This is a genomic window from Streptomyces sp. NPDC002577 (assembly GCF_053594815.1).
Genome location: NZ_JBSFWK010000022.1, coordinates 58,584 through 83,114, shown reverse-complemented (window position 1 = coordinate 83,114; position 24,531 = coordinate 58,584). Strand labels below are relative to the sequence as shown.

The 24,531-nt window shown below is 70.8% G+C and carries 22 protein-coding genes; 9 read left to right on the top strand and 13 right to left on the bottom strand.

The genetic code is table 11. The features are described 5' to 3' along the window. The first annotated feature begins 14 nt into the window (after positions 1–14). From ACWD4J_RS25390 to ACWD4J_RS25375, 4 genes are read left to right on the top strand one after another with little or no spacing between them, the layout of a single operon-like run. Entirely contained in the window at positions 15–974 is a 960-nt protein-coding gene (locus tag ACWD4J_RS25390) for an ABC transporter permease (RefSeq protein WP_451397729.1), read from the top strand. Continuing rightward, on the top strand, positions 974–3,067 hold the full coding sequence (locus tag ACWD4J_RS25385; protein WP_451397728.1) for a dipeptide/oligopeptide/nickel ABC transporter permease/ATP-binding protein: 2,094 nt from the start codon (positions 974–976) through the stop codon (positions 3,065–3,067). The genes ACWD4J_RS25390 and ACWD4J_RS25385 overlap by 1 nt, the downstream gene beginning before the upstream one ends. Then, a complete protein-coding gene (locus ACWD4J_RS25380) occupies positions 3,064–4,152 on the top strand; it encodes an oligopeptide/dipeptide ABC transporter ATP-binding protein (protein ID WP_451397727.1) in 1,089 nt (362 codons plus the stop codon). The genes ACWD4J_RS25385 and ACWD4J_RS25380 overlap by 4 nt, the downstream gene beginning before the upstream one ends. Further along, complete coding sequence (locus tag ACWD4J_RS25375) at positions 4,149–5,084, top strand: dihydrodipicolinate synthase family protein (RefSeq protein ID WP_451397726.1); 936 nt, start codon at positions 4,149–4,151, stop codon at positions 5,082–5,084. The genes ACWD4J_RS25380 and ACWD4J_RS25375 overlap by 4 nt, the downstream gene beginning before the upstream one ends. A gap of 82 nt (positions 5,085–5,166) precedes the next feature. Here the strand turns inward: ACWD4J_RS25375 and ACWD4J_RS25370 are convergent, their stop codons facing one another. The 5 genes from ACWD4J_RS25370 to leuA all read right to left on the bottom strand — a co-directional run bounded on the left by ACWD4J_RS25370 (position 5,167) and on the right by leuA (position 12,223). After that, complete coding sequence (locus tag ACWD4J_RS25370) at positions 5,167–5,895, bottom strand: response regulator (RefSeq protein ID WP_451397725.1); 729 nt, start codon at positions 5,893–5,895, stop codon at positions 5,167–5,169. Continuing rightward, positions 5,892–7,133: a sensor histidine kinase gene (locus ACWD4J_RS25365; protein ID WP_451397767.1), complete on the bottom strand. Its 1,242-nt coding sequence runs from the start codon at positions 7,131–7,133 to the stop codon at positions 5,892–5,894. The genes ACWD4J_RS25370 and ACWD4J_RS25365 overlap by 4 nt, the downstream gene beginning before the upstream one ends. A 159-nt stretch (positions 7,134–7,292) precedes the next feature. After that, complete coding sequence (locus ACWD4J_RS25360; protein ID WP_451397724.1) at positions 7,293–9,401, bottom strand: MMPL family transporter; 2,109 nt, start codon at positions 9,399–9,401, stop codon at positions 7,293–7,295. A gap of 183 nt (positions 9,402–9,584) precedes the next feature. Next, on the bottom strand, positions 9,585–10,289 hold the full coding sequence (locus tag ACWD4J_RS25355) for a TerB family tellurite resistance protein (RefSeq protein ID WP_451397723.1): 705 nt from the start codon (positions 10,287–10,289) through the stop codon (positions 9,585–9,587). A 173-nt stretch (positions 10,290–10,462) separates the two neighbouring features. Further along, positions 10,463–12,223 carry a 2-isopropylmalate synthase gene (gene leuA / locus ACWD4J_RS25350; RefSeq protein WP_451397722.1) on the bottom strand — a complete coding sequence of 587 codons (1,761 nt, stop codon included), beginning with the start codon at positions 12,221–12,223 and terminating at the stop codon, positions 10,463–10,465. A 296-nt stretch (positions 12,224–12,519) separates the two neighbouring features. On the opposite strand from leuA, the gene ACWD4J_RS25345 reads away from it, so the two are divergent. Continuing rightward, a complete protein-coding gene (locus tag ACWD4J_RS25345; protein ID WP_451397721.1) occupies positions 12,520–13,611 on the top strand; it encodes a M4 family metallopeptidase in 1,092 nt (363 codons plus the stop codon). A gap of 25 nt (positions 13,612–13,636) precedes the next feature. Beyond that, positions 13,637–13,903, top strand: coding sequence for a protealysin inhibitor emfourin (locus ACWD4J_RS25340; protein ID WP_451397720.1), 267 nt, complete (start codon positions 13,637–13,639; stop codon positions 13,901–13,903). Between the two features lie 71 nt (positions 13,904–13,974). Here ACWD4J_RS25340 and era read toward each other — a convergent pair whose 3' ends face one another. Then, on the bottom strand, positions 13,975–14,943 hold the full coding sequence (gene era, locus ACWD4J_RS25335) for a GTPase Era (RefSeq protein ID WP_451397719.1): 969 nt from the start codon (positions 14,941–14,943) through the stop codon (positions 13,975–13,977). Between the two features lie 217 nt (positions 14,944–15,160). Between era and ACWD4J_RS25330 the strand changes: the two genes are divergently transcribed. Then, positions 15,161–16,495, top strand: a complete 1,335-nt coding sequence (locus ACWD4J_RS25330; protein ID WP_451397718.1) for an ammonium transporter — start codon at positions 15,161–15,163, stop codon at positions 16,493–16,495. Next, positions 16,492–16,830: a P-II family nitrogen regulator gene (locus ACWD4J_RS25325; protein WP_451397717.1), complete on the top strand. Its 339-nt coding sequence runs from the start codon at positions 16,492–16,494 to the stop codon at positions 16,828–16,830. Before ACWD4J_RS25330 ends, ACWD4J_RS25325 begins: the two co-directional genes overlap by 4 nt. Before the next feature lie 137 nt (positions 16,831–16,967). On the opposite strand, the gene ACWD4J_RS25320 is transcribed toward ACWD4J_RS25325, so the two are convergent. Together ACWD4J_RS25320 and ACWD4J_RS25315 are read right to left on the bottom strand one after the other, a co-directional pair. Then, positions 16,968–17,321, bottom strand: coding sequence for a cytidine deaminase (locus ACWD4J_RS25320; RefSeq protein WP_451397716.1), 354 nt, complete (start codon positions 17,319–17,321; stop codon positions 16,968–16,970). 16 nt (positions 17,322–17,337) lie between these two features. Next, positions 17,338–18,159 carry a helix-turn-helix transcriptional regulator gene (locus ACWD4J_RS25315; RefSeq protein WP_451397766.1) on the bottom strand — a complete coding sequence of 274 codons (822 nt, stop codon included), beginning with the start codon at positions 18,157–18,159 and terminating at the stop codon, positions 17,338–17,340. 157 nt (positions 18,160–18,316) lie between these two features. On the opposite strand from ACWD4J_RS25315, the gene ACWD4J_RS25310 reads away from it, so the two are divergent. Continuing rightward, a complete protein-coding gene (locus ACWD4J_RS25310) occupies positions 18,317–19,780 on the top strand; it encodes an MFS transporter (RefSeq protein WP_451397715.1) in 1,464 nt (487 codons plus the stop codon). Between the two features lie 36 nt (positions 19,781–19,816). Here ACWD4J_RS25310 and ACWD4J_RS25305 read toward each other — a convergent pair whose 3' ends face one another. The 5 genes from ACWD4J_RS25305 to ACWD4J_RS25285 form a co-directional block, all read right to left on the bottom strand. Then, positions 19,817–20,173 (bottom strand): MmcQ/YjbR family DNA-binding protein, encoded by a 357-nt coding sequence (locus tag ACWD4J_RS25305; protein WP_451397714.1) that lies wholly within the window; start codon positions 20,171–20,173, stop codon positions 19,817–19,819. Continuing rightward, positions 20,170–21,471, bottom strand: a complete 1,302-nt coding sequence (locus ACWD4J_RS25300) for a hemolysin family protein (protein WP_451397713.1) — start codon at positions 21,469–21,471, stop codon at positions 20,170–20,172. The genes ACWD4J_RS25305 and ACWD4J_RS25300 overlap by 4 nt, the downstream gene beginning before the upstream one ends. A gap of 4 nt (positions 21,472–21,475) precedes the next feature. Continuing rightward, on the bottom strand, positions 21,476–21,973 hold the full coding sequence (ybeY, locus tag ACWD4J_RS25295) for an rRNA maturation RNase YbeY (protein ID WP_067285149.1): 498 nt from the start codon (positions 21,971–21,973) through the stop codon (positions 21,476–21,478). 41 nt (positions 21,974–22,014) lie between these two features. Then, positions 22,015–23,088: a PhoH family protein gene (locus tag ACWD4J_RS25290; RefSeq protein ID WP_451397712.1), complete on the bottom strand. Its 1,074-nt coding sequence runs from the start codon at positions 23,086–23,088 to the stop codon at positions 22,015–22,017. Between the two features lie 212 nt (positions 23,089–23,300). Next, positions 23,301–24,416, bottom strand: a complete 1,116-nt coding sequence (locus ACWD4J_RS25285) for a carbohydrate kinase family protein (protein ID WP_451397711.1) — start codon at positions 24,414–24,416, stop codon at positions 23,301–23,303. Positions 24,417–24,531: the final 115 nt, after the last annotated feature.

Below are 24,531 nucleotides of genomic sequence, written 5' to 3'. Positions count from 1 at the left end.
CGGAGGCCTGACCCGTGGTCACGATCGCCAGGATCCTCGTCCGCCGTATCGCCCTGCTCGTGCCGCTGATGCTCGGCATCGTGCTGTTCGTCTTCCTCGTGATGCGGTTCTCGGACAGCGATCCGGCGTCGGCGTACTTCCAGGGCGCGAACCCGACCGAGCAGCAGCTGCACGACTTCCGTGAGCGGAACGGGCTGCTCGATCCGCTGCCCGTGCGCTACGTCCACTTCGTCGGCGACCTGCTCCGCGGCGACATGGGCATCAGCGTGCTGACCAGGGCACCGGTCGTCGACCAGGTCACCACCGCGCTGCCGCTCACCATGCAGCTGACGTTCATGGGGCTCGGGATCGCGGTGGTGCTCGCCCTGCTCGGCGGGGTGACCGCCGCGATCTACCGGGACCGGCTGCCCGACCAGCTGATCCGGGTCGTGTCGCTGACCGGGGTCGCGGCGCCCGGTTTCTGGCTGGCGCTGCTGATGATCCAGTATCTGGCCGTCGACCGGGGCTGGTTCCCGACCGGCGGATACATCAACCCGGCGGACTCGTTCAGCGGCTGGCTGAAGACGATGACGCTGCCCGCGTTCGCGCTGTCGCTGCCGGTCGCGGCCCAGCTCACCCGCATCGTGCGCACGGCGGTGGTGGAGGAGCTGGACAAGGACTACGTCCGCACGGCGATCGGCAGCGGACTGCCGCCGGTCGTCGTGGTCGGACGGAACGTGCTGCGCAACGCGCTGATCAACCCGCTGACCGTGCTCGGCCTGCGGGTCGGCTATCTGCTCGGCGGCGCCGTCGTCATCGAGACGATCTTCTCGCTGCCGGGGATGGGGAAGCTGATGATCGACGCCGTGAAGAACGGCGATCCGGCCGTCGTGCAGGGGGTCGTGCTGACGACGGCCTTCGGGTTCGTGATCGTGAACCTCGTCATCGACATCCTCTATCTGCTGGTCAATCCGCGTCTGAGGGGGGCCGCGTGATGCCCCGTCTGCTGGGGAGCCTTACGAGGGGGCAGCTGGCCGAACGGCTGTCCCGGCCCGGGATCCGGCTGCGCGGATTCCGCCGGCTGCCCGTCGTCTCGCGGATCGCCGTCGTGGTCATCGGCGTCGTCGTCCTCATGGCGCTGCTCGCCCCGCTCATCGCCCCGCACGACCCACTCGACCAGGCCCCGCTGATCGACCACGGCCACGGCGAGGGCGCCCCGTCGGGCGAGCACTGGATGGGCCAGGACAGCCTGGGCCGCGACATCCTGAGCCGCCTGATGTACGGGGCACGCTGGTCGCTGGCGATCGGCCTCGGCGCCACCGGCCTCGCCCTCGTCGTGGGCGCACTGCTGGGCGCGATCGCCGCGACCTCGCGCAAGGCGGTCGACGAGACGCTGATGCGGTGCCTGGACGTGGTCATGGCATTCCCGGGCATCGCGCTGGCGGCCGTGCTCGTGGCCGTGTTCGGCGGCGGCATCCCGGTCCTGATCTGCGCGATCGCGTTCCTCTACACGCCGCCGGTGGCGCGCGTCGTACGGGCCAACGTGATGGACCAGTACGGCGAGGACTACGTCACCGCGGAACGCGTGATCGGGGCGCGGACGCCGCACATCGTCCTGAAGCACGTGGCGATCAACTGCGCCGCTCCGGTGCTGGTGTTCTGCACGGTGCAGGTGGCGGAGGCGATCGTCTTCGAGGCGTCGCTGTCCTTCATCGGCGCGGGCGTACGGCCGCCGGACCCGTCGTGGGGCAGCGTCATCGCGGACGGCAAGAACATGGTGCTGACCGGCGGCTGGTGGGCCACGGTCTTCCCCGGGCTGCTGATGCTGGTCACCGTACTGTCGCTGAACATCCTGTCGGAGGGCGTCTCGGACGCGTGGGCCGCGCCCGCCGCCCGCGACGTACCGGCGGCGAAGGCGCGTACGGAGGACCGGCTGGAGGCGGCCGAGCCGGGGACGGGGACGGTGCTGGAGCTGCCCGGTCTCACGGAGGCGGCGGCGCGGCTGCGGGAGCGCTCGCGGCCGCTGCCGCAGGGGCCGCCGGTCCTGGATGTGGCCGGGCTCGCCATCGGCTTCGACGCACGTCACGACGGTGTCGACATCGTCGACGGGATCAGCTTCGACGTACGCCCCGGTGAAGTCCTCGGCCTGGTCGGCGAGTCCGGCTGCGGCAAGTCGCTGACCGCGCTGACCGTGATGGGTCTGGAGCCGAAGGGCGCCCGGATCCGCGGCAGCGTCACCTTCGACGGCAGGCAGCTGGTCGGCATGCGGATGCGCGCGCGGCGCCGCCTCCTCGGCCATGACATGGCGATGATCTACCAGGACGCGTTGTCGTCGCTGAACCCGGCGATGACGATCCGCGCGCAGCTGATGCAGGTCGTACGGCGCCAACCAAAAGGGGCGGCGCGAAGCGCCTCCACCAGGGGTGGTGGTCGGGCGACGGGCGGGAGAACGGCGGGCGAGCTGCTCGAGATGGTGGGTCTGGACCCGGAGCGGACCCTGCGCAGCTATCCGCACGAGCTGTCCGGCGGCCAGCGCCAGCGCGTACTGATCGCCATGGCCCTGTCGCGCAGCCCGAAGCTGATCGTCGCGGACGAGCCGACGACCGCGCTGGATGTGACGGTTCAGGCGCAGGTCATCGAGTTGCTGTTGCGGTTGCGCGCGGAGCTGGGCTTCGCGCTGATCCTCGTCTCGCACGATCTGGCGCTGGTCGCGGACGTCACCGACCGGGTGGTGGTGATGTACGGCGGGCAGATCGTCGAAACCGGCGCGACCGCCGACCTCGTCGAGGCCCCGGCCCACCACTACACGCGCGGGTTGCTGGGTTCGGTGCTGTCGCTGGAGTCGGCCGCCGAACGGATGACGCAGATCAGGGGTGTCGTGCCGTCGCCCGCCGACTTCCCGGCGGGCTGCCGGTTCGCCGACCGGTGCCCCATGGCGAGCGGGGTGTGCCGGGAGACGGCGCCGGATCTGGTGGGCCGCTCCAGGGATCTGCTGGGCGTCGGCCGCAGGCACGCGGTCGCCTGCCACCATCCCGCGGTCGGGGTGGACCTGGCCGGGCCCCGAGGGAACGAGGAGGCCGTCACATGAGTCTGCTCTCGCTGTCCGGCGTGCATGTCGTGCACAAGGCGCGTACCGGCGGGCTGTTCTCGCGCGACCGCGTGTACGCGCTGACCGGCGCGGATCTCACCCTCGGGCCCGGCGAAACCCTCGGCGTCGTGGGCGAGTCGGGATGCGGCAAATCGACGCTCGCGAAGGTGCTGGTGGGCGTGCAGAGCCCGACGGCCGGCACGGTGTCGTTCGGGGGCCGCGACCTGTGGGCCATGAAGCCCGCCGAGCGCAGGGCGACGATCGGCGGCCTCACCGGCATGATCTTCCAGGACCCGTCGACGGCGCTGAACCGCAGGCTGACCGTACGGCAGATCCTTCGCGACCCCCTCGACGTCCATCGGCGAGGGACGCCCGCCCAACGGGAGGAGCGGGTACGGGAGCTGATGGCGCTGGTCGGCCTGCCGCGTGTCCTCGCCGACGGGCTGCCCGGGCAGCTCTCCGGCGGGCAGCGGCAGCGCGTCGCCATCGCCCGCGCCCTCGCGCTCGAACCGCACCTGGTCGTCGCGGACGAGCCGACCAGCGCCCTGGATGTGTCCGTACGCGCCCAGATCCTCAACCTCCTGCTGGACCTGAAGGAACGGCTGGGGCTTGCGCTGGTGTTCGTGTCGCACGACATCCAGACGGTACGGCGGATGAGCGACCGCGTGATCACCATGTACCTGGGGCGGATCGTCGAGGAGTCACCGGCCGGGGAGGTCACCGACCGGGCCAGGCATCCGTACACGCGCGCGCTGTTCTCGGCGACCCCGGGGCTCCTGGACCCCATCGACCCGATCCCGCTCGTCGGACCCGTCCCGTCCGCGACCCGTCCGCCGAGCGGCTGCCCGTTCCGTACGCGGTGCTGGAAGGCCGACGACGCGTGTGCGGCCGTCATGCCGGACTTCGCGGACGCGGCGACGCCGGGGCACCGGTTCCGCTGCCACCATCCGGTGGGCGACGGCCAGTCGACGCGCGATCTGGTCGCCCAGGCTGCGACCCTCAGTACAGCGGACGTCCCGCCGGACAGTCCGAGATATCCGACGTATCCGACACAGAAGAACGCCAGGGAGCAGGAGCCTTCATGACTTTGCCCACCCCGCTGAACGGTGTCGTCCCGCCCGTCTGCACCCCCCTGACACCGGACCGCGAGGTGGACACCGCCTCCCTCATCAGGCTCGTCGACCATCTGGTTCAGGGCGGCGTGGACGGCCTGTTCGTCCTCGGGTCCTCGTCGGAGGCCGCGTATCTGCCCGACCTGCAGCGCCGGATCGTCGTCGAGACGGTCGTGGGGCATGTGGGCGGGCAGCTGCCCGTGCTCGCCGGGGTCATCGACATGACGACGCCGCGCGTCCTGGACCACGTCCGGTACGTCACCGAGGCGGGCGCCGACGCCGTCGTCGCCACCGCGCCCTTCTACACACGCACCCATCCCGCCGAGATCGCCCGCCACTTCCGGCTGATCGCCGCCGGGTCGCCCGTGCCGGTCCTCGCGTACGACCTGCCGGTGTCGGTGCACTCGAAGCTGGCCGCCGGGCTGGTGCTCGAGTTGGCCGCCGAGGGTGTGCTGGCCGGGCTCAAGGACTCGAGCGGTGACGAGGGCGGGTTCCGGCAGGTGGTGATGGGGGCACGCGCACAGAGTGACGTCGCCGGGTTCAGCGTGCTCACCGGGTCCGAGCTGGTCGTGGACTCGGCGCTGGCGATGGGGGCGGACGGCGTCGTACCGGGTCTTGGGAACGTCGATCCCGAGGGGTATGTGCGGCTCTATCGGTACTGCCGGGCAGGTGACTGGGAGCGGGCTCGGGCCGAACAGGAGCGGTTGTGTGGGCTGTTCGGGATGGTGCGGGTGGGGGATGCGGGGCGGATGGGGGGTAGTTCGTCGGCGTTGGGGGCGTTCAAGGCGGCGCTCTATCTGCGGGGGGTGATCGACTGCCCGGCGACCGCCGAGCCTCAGATCCCGCTCTCCTCTGAGGAGGTCGAGCGGGTGGGCAAGTTCCTGGCCGGCGCGGGGTTGTTGTAGGAGGTTTCCCCTTCCCCGATCCCGCCCCTTCCCCAAACTGAGGCTCCGCCCCAGACCCCCGGATCGCCCTTCGGGCTCGTCCTCAATCGCCGGACGGGCTGAAATTGCGGGGTTGGGGAGAGACCAGCCCCGACTCATACGCCACGATCACCAACTGCGCCCGATCCCGCACCCCCAACTTCCCCATGATCCGGCTGACATGCGTCTTCGCGGTGAGCGGACTCAACCCCAGCGCATCAGCGATCTCCGCATTGTTGAGCCCCCGCGCGACCAACGTCAGGACCTGCCGCTCACGCTCGGAGAGACAGTCGGGCCCGCCCGTCGCGGACGCGGCCGTGTGCGGCCCCGGCCCGCGCAGGACACGGGCGATCAGCCGGGCCGTGGGCCCGGGCGAGAGCAGCGACTCCCCCGCGGCCACCGTACGGATGGCATCAAGCAGTTCAGCGGGTTTCACGTCCTTGACGAGAAAACCGGAGGCCCCCGCCCGCAGCGCCTCGATGATGTGCTCGTCCGTGTCGTACGTCGTGAGCACCAGGACTTTGACGCCCGCCAGATCCTCGTCCGCGGCGATGATCCGCGTCGCCTCGATACCGTCCAGGTCGGGCATGCGGATGTCCATGACGACCAGGTCGGCGCGGGCGGACCTGGCGAGTTCGACGGCTTCCCGGCCGGTGGCCGCCTGGCCGACGACCTCCATGTCGCGGGCCGACTCGACGAGCATCGCGAAGGAGGCGCGCACCAGCGTCTGGTCGTCGGCGAGCAGCACCCGGATGGACCCCGGCTCATACGGCGGATTCACCGGCGGATTCATCGCACCTCATCTCGTATCGACGTTCCCGGAGTGCGCAGAGGGAGGACGGCGCTGACCGCGAACCCGCCCTCCGGCCGCGCCCCCGCCTCCAGCGTGCCGCCCACGCTGCGGGCCCGCTCGCGCATGCCGACGAGCCCGAACCCGGGCGTGCCGCCGGGCGCGGCCGCCCCGTCATCGGTCACCTCCACACGGAGCGCGCCCCCGGCCGCGCGCAGGCCGACGCGGACCGTGATGTCCGGGCCCGCATGACGCACGGCATTGGTCAGCGCCTCCTGCACGATGCGGTAGGCGGCGGCGCCCACGGCCGGCGGCACATCCTCGGCAGCCACCGCCAGGTCGACCTTGGCACCGGCGGTCCGTGCCGCCTCCGCCAGGTCGGGCACGCCGTCGAGCCCGGGCAGCGGCCCGCGGGCATCGGCGGTCTCGGTGTCCCGCAGCACCTCGAGCGTGGCCCGCAGTTCGCCGCGAGCGGTACGGCAGGTCTCCGCGATGTCGTCCAGCGCCCCGGCGACGGCCTCCCGGTCGAGCCGGTCGGGGTCGGCGGCCAGCACGTGCGCGGCCACCGAGGTCTGCACTCCGACGAGTGTGATGCTGTGCGCCAGCAGATCGTGCAGGTCCCGCGCGATGCGCAGCCGTTCCTCGGCGACCCGGCGCCGGGCCTCCTCCTCGCGGGTGCGTTCGGCGCGTACGGCGCGCTCCACGATGGAGGCGTGGTACTGGCGGTAGTAACGGACGTCGACCCCGAGGAACAGCACCGCGATGATCCAGCCGGAGACCCGCAGCGTTTCGAGGGCCTCGTGCGTGCTGACGGTGAGCATCACGCTCAGGCCGACACCGAGGACGGCGAAGCCGGTCAGCATCGTGCGCAGCGGGCGGCCTGTGACGGCCACGGTGTAGAGCATGATGTACGACGCCGGAATCGGCGCGAGGTGGTTGTTGTCGAGTGCGTGGTACGGGGCGGCACACAGCACCAGCGCGGCCAGGGCCCGCAGCGGATGTCTGCGCCGCCACAACACCGGCACATGGACGGCGAACAGCAGCGCCCAGCCGAGGGCGTCGGGCCTGCGCGCGTCGTCGGTCAGCAGCGCGATCAGTACGGCGGCGACCGCGACCGTTCCGGCGAGCAGTGCGTCGTTGCGCAGCGCGTGCGACGCGGTCAGAGGGTCGCGGCTGATCGCCTCGATGATCCGCTCTCCCAGTAACGACCGCCGCTCCTCCGTCGACGATCGCGCGCCGATCCCGGCCGCCCCGCCCTTGACCGCTGTCGTACTCTCCCGGCCCTGGACCGTTGTCGTGCTCTCCCCGTCGTGCACGTCTTCATCCTCCCGTACGGAGACGCCCCTCCGGCAGAGTCGGAATCCGGCCGGAGGAGCGTCCAGGCTGTCAGGTCAGGGCGGTCAGGGCGTGCGCACGACCACCGGCTCGGGCACGCGGGGCTCCGGGGATCGCGGGGCCATCGACAGCCTCCCCGGCCACCACACCTTCCGCCGAAGCAGCACACTGGCCGTCGTCACCAGGTACGTCCGTACGAGGAACGTGTCCAGCAGGACGCCCACGGCGATGACGAAGCCGAGTTCCACGAGGCCCACCAGGGGCAGCGTGGTCAGGACGGCGAAGGTCGCGGCGAGCACGACGCCCGCGGAGGCGATCACGCCGCCGGTCGTACGCAGCGCGGTGAGCGCCGCGGTCTCGGGTTCCGCCCCCGACAGGGACTCCTCGCGCATGCGGTGCATCAGGAAGATGCCGTAGTCGACGCCGAGGGCGACGAGGAACACGAAGGACAGCAGCCCGAGTCCGGGATCGGTGCCCGCGAAGCCGAGGACCGGCCCGAAGACCAGGCCGCCGATGCCGAGGGCCGCGCCCCACACGGCGACGACGGCGACGAGCAGCATCAGCGGCGCGACGATGCTGCGCAGCAGCGCCATGAGGATGACGAGCACGGCGCTGAGGACGAGCGGCACCACGACGCTGCGGTCCCTCGCCTGACTGTCGGCCAGGTCGATCTGCTGGGCGCTGGGCCCGCCGACGTATGCGCCGTAGGAGCCGTCGAGCCCGTCGCGCAGCGCCTCGATCGTGCGGGTCTCGCCGGCCGTCTCGGGCCCGTCGGTCGCGAAGACGGAGATCTCGGTCCAGCCACCGCCGCTGCGCCCGCGGACCACGTCCGCGACCCCGTCGGTGGAGCGGGCCTTGTCGAGTGCCGCGCCGGCCCGGTCGGTGGGCGCGATCACGCTGATCGGCTGGCTACTGCGCTCGGGGTACTCGCGTGCCAGCGTCTGCATCGCCGTGATCGACTCGGGCTTGTCGGTGAAGGAGTCCGCCTGTTTGAGGCCGCCGGGCAGGTTGAGGGCGCCCAGCGCGAGCGCGCCGAGCAGCACGGCCCCGCCCACCAGCACCGCCGCGGGCCTGCGCGTCGCCGAGGCGCCCATGGCGGCGAACAGCGACCTGCGGGCCTTCGGCGCACTGCCGTACGCGGGCACGAGCGGCCAGAACACGCGGCGGCCGAGCAGGACGAGGATCGCGGGCAGCAGCGTCGTCATCGCCACGAGTGCGGCCAGTACGCCGACCACGCCGACCGGGCCCATGCCGCTGCTGCTGTTGAGGTCGGCGGCGAGCAGGCACAGCAGTCCGGCCGCGACGGTGCCGGACGAGGCGAGGATCGCGGGACCGCAGCCGCGCAGGGCGGCGCGCATGGCGTCGTACGGCCGCTCGTGGCGCCGTAGTTCCTCGCGGTAGCGGGAGACCAGCAGCAACGCGTAGTCGGTGCCCGCGCCGAGTACGAGGACGGTCATCACGCCACCGCTCTGGCCGGTGATGGTCACGTCGAAGGCCTGGTTGAGGCCGTAGGCGGCGGCCATCGCCGTGCTCGCCGCGGCACCCGCGACGCCCAGCGGCACCAGCCACAGGAACGGGCTGCGGTAGATGAGGATCAGCAGGACGGTGACGACCCCGAGCGTGGCGTACAGCAGCGTGCCGTCGATGGTCCCGAACACCTCGGCCATGTCGGTGTTGAGGGCCCCGGGGCCGCCGACCTCGACGCTCAGTCCCCCGCCGCCGTTCGCGATGTCGCGGACACCGTCGACGAACGCGTCGCGGGCGTCCTCGTCCTGGCCCGGCCGGGTGCTCGACACCGGGTACATCAGGGTGCTGCCGTCCTGGGACGGGACGGCCTCGGGCTGCGCCGTCAGGTCGTACGCCGACGCGATCTCGCGGACCTGGCCGGCGGCCGTGTTCCGGTCGGCCGCGGTCAGCCCGCCGTCGCGGTGGTACACGAGGACGAGATCGGTGGACCCGCCGCCCGGCAACTCGTCCTGGACACGCGCGACCCGGGTGGAGTCGGCGCTGTCGGGCAGATAGTCGACGGTGCGGTTCTGCTGGGCGTCGCTGAACTTGCCCGCGAGCGGCCCGACGAGCAGGAACACGGCCACCCACAGTCCGATCACCGCCCAGGGCACGGCTCGTCGGCGCCGTGCCGACACCGGTCGCTTCATGGTCGTTGCGGCCCCCATCGACGGGCCTCCCTCCGCCACAAGAGTCTGGACGTGTCCAGACTCCCGGCGAGGCAAGGCCGATTCGTCGGGCTCGAGGGCGAGTTCGCCGCTACTGCCGGGGGTGTCCCGAACCAGGGATTACTCCCCCGGGAGTACCGTCGGCGCAGGCACCGGCCTGCGCAGAGTCACGCGTCAGACGCGTCAGAAGGGCGTGCGCGCCGCCGCCAGCAGCCGCGTCACGTCCTCCTCCGGGATCGTCAGCGCCCGCCCCACCGTGGTGAGGACGCCCCGCTCCGCGGTTGTGTACGGGCCGTCGGCGAGGGCGATGCGGGCCGCCTGCAGCAGGACCGACTCGCGGCCCGCGGCGACGAGGTGGGGCGCCAGCGGATCGAGGGCTTCGTGGAGCTCTATGGCGAGACCGGCGATGCTCGAACCGCACTGTTCGGGCATCAGCCGACCGGTGTCGGCGGCCAGTGCCTCGACGAGCGCGGCGAGCTGTTCCTCGGTGCAGTCGTCGGATCCGGCGCAGCGTACGGCGGCGACGGCGGTCTCCAGCGCTGCGCGTGAGGGGGCGCCGCCGGAGGCGAGGACGGCGAGGGCCACGGTGTGGACGGCGTCGCGGAGCATCGCGGCGAGGCGGGTGGTCGTCGGGTGGTCGAGGGCGTCCGTGCCGAAGCGGTGGCCGCACGCGGTGCATTCGACGACCGGCCCGGCGGCACCGCGCGGCAGCAGCGGGACACCGAGCACGATGAACCGGCGCCGGCCCGTCCTTCGCTGGTAGTTGCGGTCGCCGCCGCAACCGGGGCAGAAGAACTCACCGTCGCCGACGGTGGTCCAGACGGTGCGGGTGCCGAAAATGCGCGCAATGGCAGAACTACGGCCGTTTCGTCCCCATCCTGGCAGCACGTCGTCGCACCTCCGTAACCACGCGGCAACATCGTCGCGTTGGCGTGATGTTAGCCACATCGATGACGCGGCGTCAGTACGTAGGAGCCACATGGCGCCGACATGGCCGAGACGCGACGCGGCCCCGCCCGCCTCAAGGGCGGACGGGGCCGGGCAAACCCAGGTGAACGGGGTTATCGCGCCGATCGGTTGACGGCGGAGACCACGGCCTTCAGCGACGCGCGTGTCGTATTCGCGTCGATGCCGATGCCCCACAGCACCTTGTCGTCGATCGCGACCTCGATGTACGAGGCGGCCTGCGCGGAGGCGCCCTCGCTCATCGTGTGCTCCTGGTAGTCCAGCAGTCGGGCGTCGACGCCGATGGCGCCCAGCGCGTGGAAGAACGCGGAGATCGGGCCGTTGCCGGTGCCGACCAGGGTCGTCTCGACGCCGTCCACCTCGGCCTCGACGGTCAGCGTGTCCACGCCGTCCTTGTCGGTCGTGGACTGGCCGGTCTTGACCTGGATGCGGCCCCAGGCGTTCGCGGGGTTGGGCAGGTACTCGTCCTGGAAGACGTTCCAGATGTCCTTCGGCGTGACCTCGCCGCCCTCGGCGTCGGTCTTGGCCTGGATGATCTTCGAGAACTCGATCTGCATCCGGCGCGGCAGGTCCAGCTTGTGGTCGTTCTTCAGGACGTACGCGATGCCGCCCTTGCCGGACTGCGAGTTGACGCGGATGACGGCCTCGTAGGAGCGGCCGACGTCCTTGGGGTCGATGGGCAGGTACGGAACGGCCCACTCGATGTCGTCGACCGTGACGCCCTTGGCCTTCGCGTCGGCCTCCATCGCGTCGAAGCCCTTCTTGATGGCGTCCTGGTGGGAGCCGGAGAAGGACGTGTAGACCAGGTCGCCCACGTACGGGTGGCGCGGGTGGACCTCCATCTGGTTGCAGTACTCCCACGTACGACGGATCTCGTCGATGTCGGAGAAGTCGATCTGCGGGTCGACGCCCTGCGAGAACAGGTTCATGCCCAGGGTGACCAGGTCGACGTTGCCGGTGCGCTCGCCCTGGCCGAACAGGCAGCCCTCGACACGGTCGGCGCCGGCCATCACCCCCAGCTCGGCGGCGGCGACGGCCGTACCGCGGTCGTTGTGCGGGTGGACCGACAGGCAGACGTACTCGCGGCGGGACAGGTTGCGGCCCATCCACTCGAAGCGGTCGGCGTGGGTGGAGGGGGTGGAGCGCTCGACCGTGGCGGGCAGGTTCAGGATGATCTCGCGACCCGGGCCGGGCTGCCAGACATCCATGACCGCCTCGCAGACCTCCAGCGCGAAGTCCAGCTCGGTGTCGGTGAAGATCTCCGGCGAGTACTGGTAGCCGAACTCCGTCTCCGGGCCCAGCAGCTTCTCGGCGTACTCCATGACCAGCCGCGTGCCGTCGACGGCGATGTGCTTGATGTCGTCCTTGGAGCCGCGGAAGACGACCCGGCGGAAGACCGGCGCGGTGGCGTTGTACAGGTGGACGGTGGCGCGCTTGGCGCCCTTCAGCGACTCGACGGTCCGCTCGATCAGGTCCTCGCGGGCCTGGGTCAGTACGGAGATCGTCACGTCGTCCGGGATCGCGCCCTCTTCCTCGATGATCGAGCGCACGAAGTCGAAGTCGGTCTGGCCGGAGGCCGGGAAGCCGACCTCGATCTCCTTGTAGCCCATCTTGACCAGCTGGTCGAACATCCGGCGCTTGCGCTCGGGCGACATCGGGTCGATCAGCGCCTGGTTGCCGTCGCGCAGGTCCGTCGACAGCCAGCGCGGGGCCTTGGTGATCCGGTTGTTCGGCCAGGTGCGGTCCGGGATGTCCACGGCCTCGTACTGGCCGTACTTGTTGATCGGCATCGCGGTCGGCCGCTGGAAATGCGTCCCGTTGGTGATGGGCGTAGGGCGATCAGCAGTAGCTGTCATGATGCGTGGGGCTCCTCTGGGGTCCGCGGGGGACGGCCGACGGGTCGAAGCGCAACACCGAACTCCGCGGGGAGGGGGTCGGCCTACGACTACAGGCCCTCGCCGCGGCAGCTAAGGAGAAGCAGCCCGAAACGCATGATGTTCCGTAGCCTAACCGAGACAGCGCCGTCTGCGGGGGCCCGTATCAGTATGCGGGATCGCCGGCCGGTAACGGGCAAGAGGTGATCTGTCACTCCATTTCAGCAATCATGCTTGCAGCTAGTGACACTCGCGTGACCCAGTGCCACATTGCACGCATGACCGTCAACGCCATGACCCCCGACCCGGCGGGCCTCGAGCCCGTCTTCTGCACCATCGTCCCGCCCCATATCCTCGACACCCTCGCCCAGCACGCGGACGCGGCTCTCGCCGGTCCCGCACGCCGCACCCTGGAGCGGGACGCCCTCGAGCGCACGCGCCGGCGCCTGACCACGGTGATCGGCGCGCCCTCGGTGGCCCCGCCCGCTCGGACCACCGCCGAACAGCCGCACCGGACGATCTACGACGCCGGCCACGGCACCGACCTGCCCGGCCGCAAGGTGCGCGGTGAGGGCGACGAACCCGCCAACGACGCGACGGTCAACCGCGCGTACGCCGGTCTCGGCGCGACCTTCGACCTCTTCCTGAAGGCATACGGGCGCGATTCCGTCGACGGCGACGGCCTCGCGCTGAACGCGACGGTCCACTACGACGAGGACTACAACAACGCCTTCTGGAACGGCGAGCAGATGGTCTTCGGCGACGGCGACGCCGAGATCTTCCTCGACTTCACCATCCCTGTCGACGTCATCGGCCACGAGCTGACGCACGGCGTCACGCAGTACACCGCGAACCTGGCCTACTTCGGGCAGTCAGGCGCCCTGAACGAGCACATCTCGGACGTCTTCGGCTCGCTGATCAAGCAGTACACGCTCGGCCAGACCGCCACCGAGGCCGACTGGCTGATCGGCGCCGGCCTGCTGGCGCCGCGCGTCACCGGCAGCGCCCTGCGCTCCATGAAGGCCCCCGGCACGGCCTACGACGACGATGTGCTCGGCAAGGACCCGCAACCCGCCACCATGGACGGCTACGTCCGCACCAACCGCGACAACGGCGGTGTCCACATCAACTCCGGCATCCCCAACCACGCCTTCTACCTGGTCGCCGACGCGTTGGGCGGCAACGCCTGGGAGAAGGCGGGACAGATCTGGTACGACGTGCTGACCGGCGGCGAACTGGACTCGCAGGCGCAGTTCACCGACTTCGCGCAGCTGACGGCCGAGGCGGCGGTGAGCCGGTACGGCGAGGGCGAGGAGCGGCAGGCCGTGCTCAAGGCGTGGGAGCGGGTCGGGGTGGCCACTACTGCCTGACCCGTCGCCGTACTAGACAGGACCCATGCGTATCCACGTCACACGCACGGGCGGATTCGCCGGTATCGAGCGGCACGCCGAGGTGGACGTCACCGGGCGGGCCGACGCCGAGGAATGGCGTTCCCTGGCCGAGCGGGCCCTGGCCGCCGGCCGGGGCACGCCGTCGGCCGGGGTGCCGGACGGTTTCAGCTACGAGATCACGGTCGACGACCGGACGGTCCACTGCGCGGACCCCCACCTGACGGAAGCCCAACGGGAACTGATCAGGAGGGTGCTGAAGGAGGGGGCGTAGCGCGGGAGGGGTGTAGCGCTGGAGGGGTGTAGCGCTGGAGGGGTGTAGCCCCTTCTCGCAGAAGCTCGGAATCAGAACCCGAGGCGCCGCAGCTGCTTGGGGTCCCGCTGCCAGTCCTTCGCGACCTTCACGTGCAGGTCGAGGAAGACCGGAGTGCCGAGCAGGGCCTCGATCTGCTTGCGGGACTTGATGCCGACCTCCTTCAGGCGCTTGCCCTTGGGGCCGATGACGATGCCCTTCTGGCTGGGGCGCTCGATGAACAGGTTGGCGTGGATGTCGAGCAGCGGCTTGTCCGCGGGGCGGTCCTCGCGCGGCAGCATCTCCTCGACGACGACCGCGATCGAGTGCGGCAGCTCGTCCCGTACGCCCTCGAGCGCGGCCTCGCGGATCAGCTCGGCCACCATGACCTGCTCCGGCTCGTCGGTCAGGTCGCCTTCGGGGTAGAGCGTCGGGCCCTCGGGCAGGAGCGGGACGAGCAGGTCGGCGAGCAGCTGCACCTGCTTGTCGCCGACCGCGGACACCGGGACGATCTCCGCCCACTCGAAGCCGAGGTCCTTGCCGAGCTGGTCGATCGCGATGAGCTGCTCGGCGAGGGCCTTGGAGTCGACGAGGTCGGTCTTGGTCACGACCGCGACCTTGGGGGTCTTCTTGATCCCCGCGAGCTCCTTGGCGATGAAGCGGTCGCCGGGGCCGAGCTTCTCGTTCGCCGGCAGGCAGAAGCCGATCACGTCGACCTCGGCCCACGTGGTGCGCACGACGTCGTTGAGGCGCTCGCCGAGCAGGGTGCGCGGCTTGTGCAGGCCGGGGGTGTCGACGAGCACCAGCTGGGCGTCGGGACGGTGCACGATGCCGCGGACCGTGTGCCGCGTCGTCTGCGGACGGTTCGAGGTGATCGCCACCTTCTGACCGACCAGAGCGTTCGTCAGCGTGGACTTGCCGGCGTTGGGACGGCCGACGAAACAGGCGAAGCCGGACCGATGGACGGACTCGGACGGCTTGGACGCCTCGGATGCAGGGGTGCGAACGCTCATGGCGCCCATTCTCCCTGATCGTCCGGACCCCGCCGTACACGGCCGGAGACCGCCGCACACAGCCGGACACCGCACACAGCCGTGCACCGCTGTCTCGCGGTGAGATTCCGGAAACCCCCAAGCAATACGAAACATGCCGGAAACGCGAAGGTACCCGTCGCGAAATGTATGCCGGTGAGGCTCTCCGACGCCGAGTCCCCCCACTCCACCCCGAGGAGAGACCCCTTTGCCTCCCGAGACCCTGGCAGCGGCGCGCATCGACTCAGGCGACACGGCCTGGCTGCTCGCCTCCACCGCGCTCGTCCTGCTCATGACACCCGGGCTGGCCCTCTTCTACGGCGGCATGGTCCGCACGAAGAGCGTCCTCAACATGCTGATGATGAGCTTCGTGTCGATCGCGCTGGTCACGGTCGTCTGGCTGGTCGCGGGCTACTCGCTCGCCTTCGGCGACGACGCGTTCGCCGGGATCATCGGCGGTCTCGACCACCTCGGCATGGCGGGCATCGGCCCGGACAGCGTCACGGGCACCGTGCCGACCCTCCTGTTCACCACCTTCCAGCTCACCTTCGCGATCCTCACGGCGGCGCTGATCAGCGGCGCGATCGCGGACCGCACGAGGTTCGCGGCCTGGCTGGTCTTCGTACCGGTGTGGACGCTGCTGGTATACGTTCCCGTCGCGCACTGGGTGTGGGGGCCGGACGGCTGGATCGCGAACTCCCTCGGCGCCCTCGACTTCGCGGGTGGGCTCGTCGTCGAGATCGCCTGCGGGGCTTCGGGCCTGGCCCTTGCCCTGGTGCTCGGACCCCGCATCGGCTTCAAGAAGGACGCGATGCGTCCCCACAACCTGCCGATGGTGCTGATGGGCGCGGGCCTGCTCTGGTTCGGCTGGCTCGGCTTCAACGGCGGCTCGGCGCTCGGCGCCAACGGGCTGGCCGCGGCCTCGCTCCTCAACACCGTGGTCGCGGGCTGCACGGGCCTGCTCGGCTGGCTCTTCGTCGAGCAGCGCCGCGACGGCCACCCGACCACCTTCGGCGCGGCCTCGGGCGCGGTCGCCGGCCTGGTGGCCATCACACCCGCGTGCGGCACGGTCGGCATCCTGGGCGGCGCCGTGGTCGGGCTCGCCGCAGGCGTCATCTGCTCCTACGCGGTCGCCTGGAAGTTCCGCTTCGACTACGACGACTCGCTGGACGTCGTCGGCGTCCACTTCGTCGGCGGAGTCGTCGGCACGCTGCTCATCGGCCTGTTCGCGACGGCCTCGATGACGGGCGGCAAGGAGGGCCTCTTCTACGGCGGCGGTCTCGCGCAGCTCGGCAGGCAGGCCGTGGCCGTGGTGGTCGTCGCGGCCTACACGTTCCTCGTGACGTACGGGATCGGCAAGGCCGTCGACAAGCTGATGGGCCTCCGTGCCTCGGCTGAGGACGAGCTGACGGGCCTGGACCAGACAGTGCACGCGGAGAGCGCCTACGATCACGGCGTTCTGGGCCACGCTGCCCCGCAGACAGCGGCCCTCGCGGCGCACGTGCCGGCGCCCGTTTCGAAGGACAGGAGCCCCTCCGCATGAAACTCATCACCGCGATCGTCAAGCCCTACCGCCTCGACGAGGTGAAGACCGCGCTCCAGGAACTCGGCGTACAGGGCCTGACCGTCACGGAGGCCAGCGGCTACGGCCGCCAGCGCGGCCACACGGAGGTGTACCGGGGCGCGGAGTACCAGGTCGACCTCGTACCCAAGGTCCGCATCGAGGTCGTCGTCCAGGACGCCGACGCGGACCCGGTCATCGACGCGATACTCCGAGCCGCCCGCACCGGCAAGATCGGCGACGGCAAGGTCTGGGCGGTCCCGGTGGAAACGGTGGCCAGGGTAAGAACAGGCGAACGGGGCCCGGACGCGCTGTAGTCCTGCCGTACCGCTGTGGGCAGTCGTTCCGCTGGGGCGATGGGGGTCCCCCACGCCCTTAAGGCAGTGGGGGAGGGTGGGCACAGCCCACGACGCACGGCGCCCCGTCGCAGTACCCGTACCGAGCCCCCAGTGGCTCAGCCCGCGCTGACGGTGGCCCGGACCGTCCCATCAGGTCCGGCCACCAACACGGGCGTCCCGGCCCCACCAAGGTCGCGGACGGCCGCAAGGTCAGCCTCCGAGGCGGCCTCCGCTTCGGTAACAACCGCCGCGGCCTCCAGCGACTTCGCGCCAGAGGCAACCGCCATGGCAACAGCCGTCTGCAGCGCACTCAACCGCAGCGACTCAAGCGCAACGGTCCCAGCGACATACGTACGCCCGGTCTCGTCCCGCACGGCCGCCCCCTCGGGCACACCGTTGCGGGCCCGTGCGGAACGGGCCAGGGTGACGATCTTGCGGTCCTCGGGGTCAAGCGCGGTGCTCTCGGTCATGTGCCGAGCATACGAACTACCCCGCCACCCGATACATCGCCCCCCGCCGGCCCTCCGGCGTGGCGAGCCGCTCCAGCTTCGCGGCGGTGTCCGTGTCCGGCTGGGGCGTGTGCAGCACGATCGTCAGATCGGGCCGCGCCGGCACCCGCAGCTGCGTGGACTCGACGAACAGCGTGCCGACCACCGGGTGCTCGAGCTCCTTGGCGAGCTGCCCGCCCGGGGCGATGTCCCGCCGCTCCCACAGCGCGGTGAACTCGGAACTGGCCGCCTTCGCCTCCGCCACGACGGCCTGGAAACCGTCGTCGTCCGGGCACTCCGAGCACGCCGCCCGGAACTGCGCGACGACCTGGTGGGCGTTCTGCTCCCAGCTCTTCGACCGCGCCCGGTAGATGGGGTCCGTGAAGAACGTGATGAGGCAGTTCTGCGAGGTCTCGGGCCGCATGCCCAGCACCATGGCCGCCGCGTCGTTGTACATCACACAGTTCCAGTACCCGTCCATGATGTGCGCGGGGAACGGCATCCATGCGTCGATCAGCCGGTGCAGCCCCTCGCACATGTCCTTGTCGGCGTCGGCCGTCTCCGGCGGGGGCGGGTTGAGCCCGGCGAGCACGTAGAGATGGCGCCGTTCGGCGCTGGTCAGCTTGAGCACCCGCGCGACCGAGTCCAGCACCTGCGGCGAGACCGAGATGTCGCGGCCCTGCTCCAGCCACTGATACCAGGAGGCGCCGACGCCCGCGAGCACGGCGACCTCCTCACGGCGCAGACCCGGCGTACGCCTGCGGGCGCCGCCGTCCGGAAGGCCCGCCTCGGACGGTGAGATCCGGGCGCGACGGCTCATCAGGAACTCGCGCAGCTCGCTGAGGCGGCGCGCCTTGGCAGGGTCCGTTTCCGCACTCGCCACGTACAACTCCCCCTGTGCTCGTTGTCTGGTGGTGCGACCACCAGCATAAGTTCCCGCTCCCCACGGTTATTCCGGCCGCACGAAGCTCATGGTCATGGCGATCGAGACTTCCTCATCCACCAACACCCGCGCTGTCGCGGACACTTCGACGGCATCGACGGTCCCCCTCCCCGACCCCTCCGGAGCGGCCCGGCTGTCGACCCGCGGCAAACTCGTCCTGTTCGTGCTGTGCGCGGCCCAGTTCATGGTCGCGCTGGACTTCTCCGTACTGAATGTGGCGCTGCCCGAGCTCGGCCGGGATCTCGGTATGAGCCAGGCGGCGCTGCAGTGGGCGGTGACGGCGTTCGCGCTGCCGTCCGGCGGTTTCCTGCTGCTGTTCGGCCGGATCGGCGACCTGTACGGGCGGCGCCGGCTGTTCCTCTCCGGGCTCGCCCTCTTCGGTGCGGCCTCCGTGCTGGCGACTCTTGCCTGGGATCCGGCGTCGTTCCTGGCCGGGCGGGCGCTGCAGGGTCTGGGCGCGGCGGTGATCGTGCCGAGCGGCATGTCCCTGCTGACCACCACCTTCCCCGAGGGCCCACAGCGCGACCGCGCGCTCGGTATCTCCGGGACCCTGCTGTCGCTCGGCTTCACGATCGGCATGGTGGCCGGCGGGGTCCTGACCGACACGGCAGGCTGGCGTTCCACGATGGGGCTGCTCGCCGTCTTCGCACTGATCGTGCTGCCGCTGGCACCGGGCCTGCTGCCCGAGTCGCGCACTCCCGAGCGGCCGCAGCTCGACGTACCGGGCGCGGTGACCGTCACCGGCGGCCTGCTCTCGCTCATCTACGCCCTGTCGACCGCCGCGGAGCGCGGCTTCGGCGGGACGGACGTCATCGCCACGCTGGTCGCGGGCGTGGCCCTGCTGGCCGCCTTCGTGTACGTCGAGTCGCGGACCGCGGCGCCGCTCGTCTCGCTGCCGATGCTGCGCCGCCGCACGGTCGCGTGGGGCAACGTGGGCGGTCTGGTCACCTTCTCGATGATGTCGACGGTGGTCTTCGTACTGACCCTCTACCTGCAGGAGACCCTGCACCTGTCGGCCTTCGAGACGGGACTGGTGTTCGGCGTGCAGGGCGTGCTGTCCGTGGTCGCCGGAACGTACACGCCGAAGGTCATCGGCCGCTTCGGCGCCCGCCGGACGCTGGTCGGCTCGCTGCTCGGCCAGGGCGCGCTCGTGGCCACGCTGCTGGGCCTGGGCGAGGGCGGCTGGTCGGTGTGGCTCGCCGTGGCCGGCATTTCGCTGGCGAGCATGTGCCACCTGGGCGCGATCATCTCGTACGGCCTGACGGTCACGTCCGGCGTACCGGACGAGGAGCAGGGCCTGGCGACGGGCCTGGTCACCTCGACCCAGCAGGTCGGCATCACGATCGGCATCCCGCTGCTCGGCGTGGTCGCGACGACGGCGCCCGATCTGCTGCGGGGCGTCCACACGGTGCTGACGGTGGACGCCGCGGTCGTCCTCGCAGCGGGGGTGCTGGTGGCCCTCGGCCTGGGGAGCCAGCGCGAGGCGGCGGTGAACTGACCGGGCAGCCGCCACGGCCGGTCGGAGGCGGAGGCGCTACGGCCGGTCGAGGCGGAGGCGTTCCGCGCGCGGCAGGCCCGCCACCACCAGGTCGTAGGAGTCCTCGATCAGTTCACGGACCAGACGGTCGGGCAGGGGCCCGACCGTCACCGTGTTCCAGTGGCGTTTGTTCATGTGCCAGCCCGGCACGATCCGCCCGGGGTGGTCGGCGCGCAGCCGCAGCGCGTCCTCCGGGTCGCACTTGAGGTTGACGGTCAGCGGCTGCCCGCTGAGGTCGCTCAGCGCGAACATCTTGCCGCACACCTTGAAGACCGAGGTCTCCGGATTGAAGGGGAAGTCCTCGACCGCGGCGTTGAAGGAGAGGCAGAAGGTGCGCAGCTCGTCGGGGCTCACGCGGCGTCGTCCTCCTCCGGGGCCACCGGTCCCACCGGCTCCACGAGCACCGTCACGATCTTGTTCCGGCGGCCCGCGGCGGCCTCGGCCGTGAGCCGCAGCTCCCGGCCGTCGGGCAGCTCGACGAGCCCGGAGGCCCCGGCGATGGGGACGCGCCCGAGCGCTTTGGCGAGCAGTCCGCCGACGGTCTCGACGTCCTCGTCGTCGTAGGCCTCCAGGCCGTACAGCTCGCCGAGGTCGCCGATGTCGAGCCGGGCCGTGACCCGGTACCGGCTCTCGCCGAGCTCCTCGACGGGCGGCAGCTCGCGGTCGTACTCGTCGGTGATCTCGCCGACGATCTCCTCGAGGATGTCCTCGATGGTGACGATGCCGGCCGTGCCGCCGTACTCGTCGATGACGACGGCGACGTGGTTGCGCTCCTGCTGCATCTCGCGCAGCAGGTCGCCGGCGTTCTTGGTGTCCGGCACGAAGGCCGCGGGCCGCATCGCGGTCGACACCAGCTCGGACTCGGCGTCTCGGCTGATGTGCGTCTTGCGGGCCAGGTCCTTCAGATACACGATGCCGACGATGTCGTCCTCGCTCTCCCCGGTCACCGGGATGCGCGAGAAACCGGAGCGCAGCGCCAGCGTCAGAGCCTGCCGGATCGTCTTGAAGCGCTCGATGACGACGAGGTCGGTGCGCGGCACCATCAGCTCGCGGACGAGGGTGTCGCCGAGCTCGAAGACGGAGTGCACCATGCGGCGCTCCTCGTCCTCGATCAGCGACTCCTGCTCGGCGAGGTCGACCAGCGCGCGCAGCTCGGCCTCGGAGGCGAACGGGCCGCGGCGGAAGCCCTTGCCGGGCGTGAGCGCGTTGCCGATGAGGATCAGCAGATACGGGATGGGGCCCATGATGCGGGCCAGCGGGACCAGGACGTACGCCGCGACCGTCGCCGTGTTCAGCGGGTGCTGGCGGCCGATGGTGCGCGGCGAGACGCCGACCGCGACATAGCTGACGAGCACCATCACCGCGATGGCGACGGTGAGCGCCTGCCAGGTCTCGTCGAACTCGATCAGGCACGCGTACGTGACGATCGCGGCCGCCGCCATCTCGCAGGCCACGCGCACGAGCAGCGCGACGTTGAGATAGCGGGTGGGGTCGGAGGCGACCTGGGCGAGCTTGGCGGCGCCGCGCCGTCCGCTGCGTACCGCCTCCGCCGCGCGGAAGCTGGAGACGCGCGCGAGGCCCGCCTCCGCGCAGGCGGCGAGCCAGGCGACGACGACCAGCAGGACGGCGCCGACGATCAGTTGACCGCTCACGGCACTATGAGACGGTCGGGGCCGGGGAGGGGCCGGTCATGCCCTTCTCCGCCCGCCAGCCGTCCACGATCGCTTGCTGAAGGCCGAACATCTCGGCCTTCTCGCCGGGCTCTTCGTGGTCGTATCCGAGCAGGTGCAGCACCCCGTGGACGGTGAGCAGCTGGAGCTCCTCGTCCATGGAGTGCTGCGTGGGGGCCTCCTGGCCCTGCTTGGCGGCGACCTCGGGGCAGAGCACGATGTCGCCGAGCAGGCCCTGCGGGGGCTCCTCGTCGTCCTTCGACGGGGGGCGCAGCTCGTCCATCGGGAAGGACATGACATCCGTCGGACCCGGCAGGTCCATCCACTGGATGTGCAGCTGCTCCATGGCGTCGGCGTCCACGACGATCACCGAGAGCTCGGAGAGCGGGTGGATGCGCATCCGCGTGAGGGCGTAGCGGGCGATGTCGAGGATCGCCTGCTCGTCGACCTCGGTGCCGGACTCGTTGTTGACGTCGATCGACATGGTCGTGCTGATCTCCTGCTGGTGGGCTGTCACTGCCCCGGTCACTGCCCCCGGGAGCCGCGGCCCTGCTGGGGGCCATGGCCATGGGGACCGTGGTCGGTGCCGTTGCGGCGGTCGTAGTTCTCGTAGGCGTCGACGATACGGCCCACCAGCTTGTGCCGTACGACGTCCGTCGAGGTGAGCATGGAGAAGTGGACGTCCTCGACGCCGTCGAGGATCTCCCGGACCTGCCGCAGACCGCTCTTGGTGCCGCCGGGCAGGTCGATCTGCGTCACGTCACCCGTGATCACGATCTTCGAGTCGAAGCCGAGGCGGGTGAGGAACATCTTCATCTGCTCGGGATTCGTGTTCTGCGCCTCGTCGAGGATGATGAACGCGTCGTTGAGCGTCCGGCCTCGCATATAGGCGAGGGGAGCCACCTCGATGGTCCCCGCCGCCATGAGCCGCGGGATGGAGTCCGGGTCGAGCATGTCGTGCAGCGCGTCGTACAGCGGGCGCAGATACGGGTCGATCTTCTCGTAGAGCGTGCCGGGCAGGAAGCCGAGCCGCTCGCCGGCCTCGACGGCCGGGCGGGTCAGGATGATCCGGTTGACCTGCTTGGACTGCAGGGCCTGGACCGCCTTGGCCATGGCGAGATACGTCTTGCCCGTGCCGGCCGGACCGATGCCGAAGACGACCGTGTGCTTGTCGATCGCGTCGACGTACCGCTTCTGGTTGAGGGTCTTGGGGCGGATGGTGCGGCCGCGCGAGGACAGGATGTTCTGCGTGAGGACCTCGGAGGGGGTCTCCTGGGTGCCGCTCTCGCCGTTCTCGGTCGCGCGGAGCATGGCGATCGAGCGTTCCACTGCGTCCTCCGTCATCGGCTGTCCGGTGCGGAGCACCAGCATCATCTCGTCGAACAGGCGCTGGATGAGGGCGACCTCGTGGGAGTCGCCGACGGCGCTGATCTCGTTGCCCCGGACATGGATGTCGGTCGCCGGGAAGGCCGTCTCGATCACGCGCAGGAGGGAGTCTCCGGAACCCAGCACGGTGACCATCGGGTGCTTGGCCGGGACGGTGAAGTGCGCTCGTGCCTGCCCCTGCGCGGGGGTGTGAGCTGTGGGTGTCTGAGTCATGGGCCGGCTCTGAATGCCTGCTCATCCTCCTCAATACGGAACGCCTGCCTACGGCTTCGGCAGCCTGTGCACTGCCCAGGGTACGACGGCCCACAGACATGCCCGTAGAGCTTTTCGTACCGCTATCCGCTGTGGGCAATCGTTCCGCTGGGGCGGAACCGGTGGGCACAGCACCACGACGGCGGTTGCCGCTACCAGTAGGGCAACAACGACTACCGGGCGGCGCGGAAGCCGATGGTCGGCACCGCCCGCCGCAAGGGCCACGGACGAGCAGCGTCCGGAAGCAACGCCTCCAGAAACTCGTACCGCCGCAACGCCCCAGGATCCTGCTCGTCATACGCCCGCACCCGCCGCCACCACGCCGCGATCTCCGCCCACCCGGGCGCCGACAACGACCCCCCGAACTCCTGCACGGAAAGCGCCGCGGTCAGCCCCGCGAACGCGACCCGGTCGGCAAGCGGCCACCCGGCCAGCGTGCCGGTGACGAACCCGGCGACGAAGACATCCCCGGCCCCGGTCGGATCGAGCGCCTCGACCTCGATGGCGGGCACCTCCGCGGTCTCGCCCGTCCGCCCGTCCACGGCGTACGCCCCCTGCGCACCGAGGGTCACCACGGCGAGCGGTACGTGGTCGGTGAGGGCCTGCGCCGCGGCCCGCGGGCAGTCGGTGCGGGTGTACCGCATGGCCTCCTCGGCGTTCGGCAGGAACGCCTCGCAGTGCTCGAGGTCGGCCAGCCCGGCCAGGTCCCAGCGGCCCGTGTCGTCCCAGCCGACGTCGGCGAAGACCAGGGTGCCCCTGCTCGCGACGTCGGCGATCCACGGCGCGCGCCTGCCGGGGGTGAGCGAGGCGATGGCGGCACGCGCGCGTGGCGGGCATTCCGGAGCAGGCTCCTCCGGTGGCGGCTCGTGCCCGTGCGACACCATGGCGCGTTCGCCTTCGTACGCCATGGAGACGGTCACCGGTGAGTGCCACCCGGGCACGCTGCGTGACGCCGAGAGGTCGATGCCCTCGCCCTGTGCCAGGGCGTCCCAGCAGTACTCGCCGTAGTGGTCGTCGCCGAAGGCCGCGGCCAGCGAGGTGCGCAGGCCCAGCCGGGCGAGCGCGGTCGCCATGTTGGCCACGCCGCCCGGGCTGGAGCCCATTCCCCGTGCCCAGGACTCGGTTCCGCGCTCGGGCGCGGAGTCGAGTCCGGTGAACACGATGTCGAGGAAGACGGTGCCCGTGAGGTAGACGTCCCAGGGCGGATCGTCGGCGGTACGCAGCTCGGCAAGCGGGTCCACATGGGCTCCGTGGTAGACCTCGTGCGGCTCTCGGTCGTACGCGCTCACGACACGCTCCCGGTGAAAAGTGCTGGTGAGCCAAGTGTGCCGGAACCCGGGGTCGGCGAACCGCTCCGAGCAGCGGTTGTCAACCACTGGAAACAGTCACACCCCCGCCGGGGGA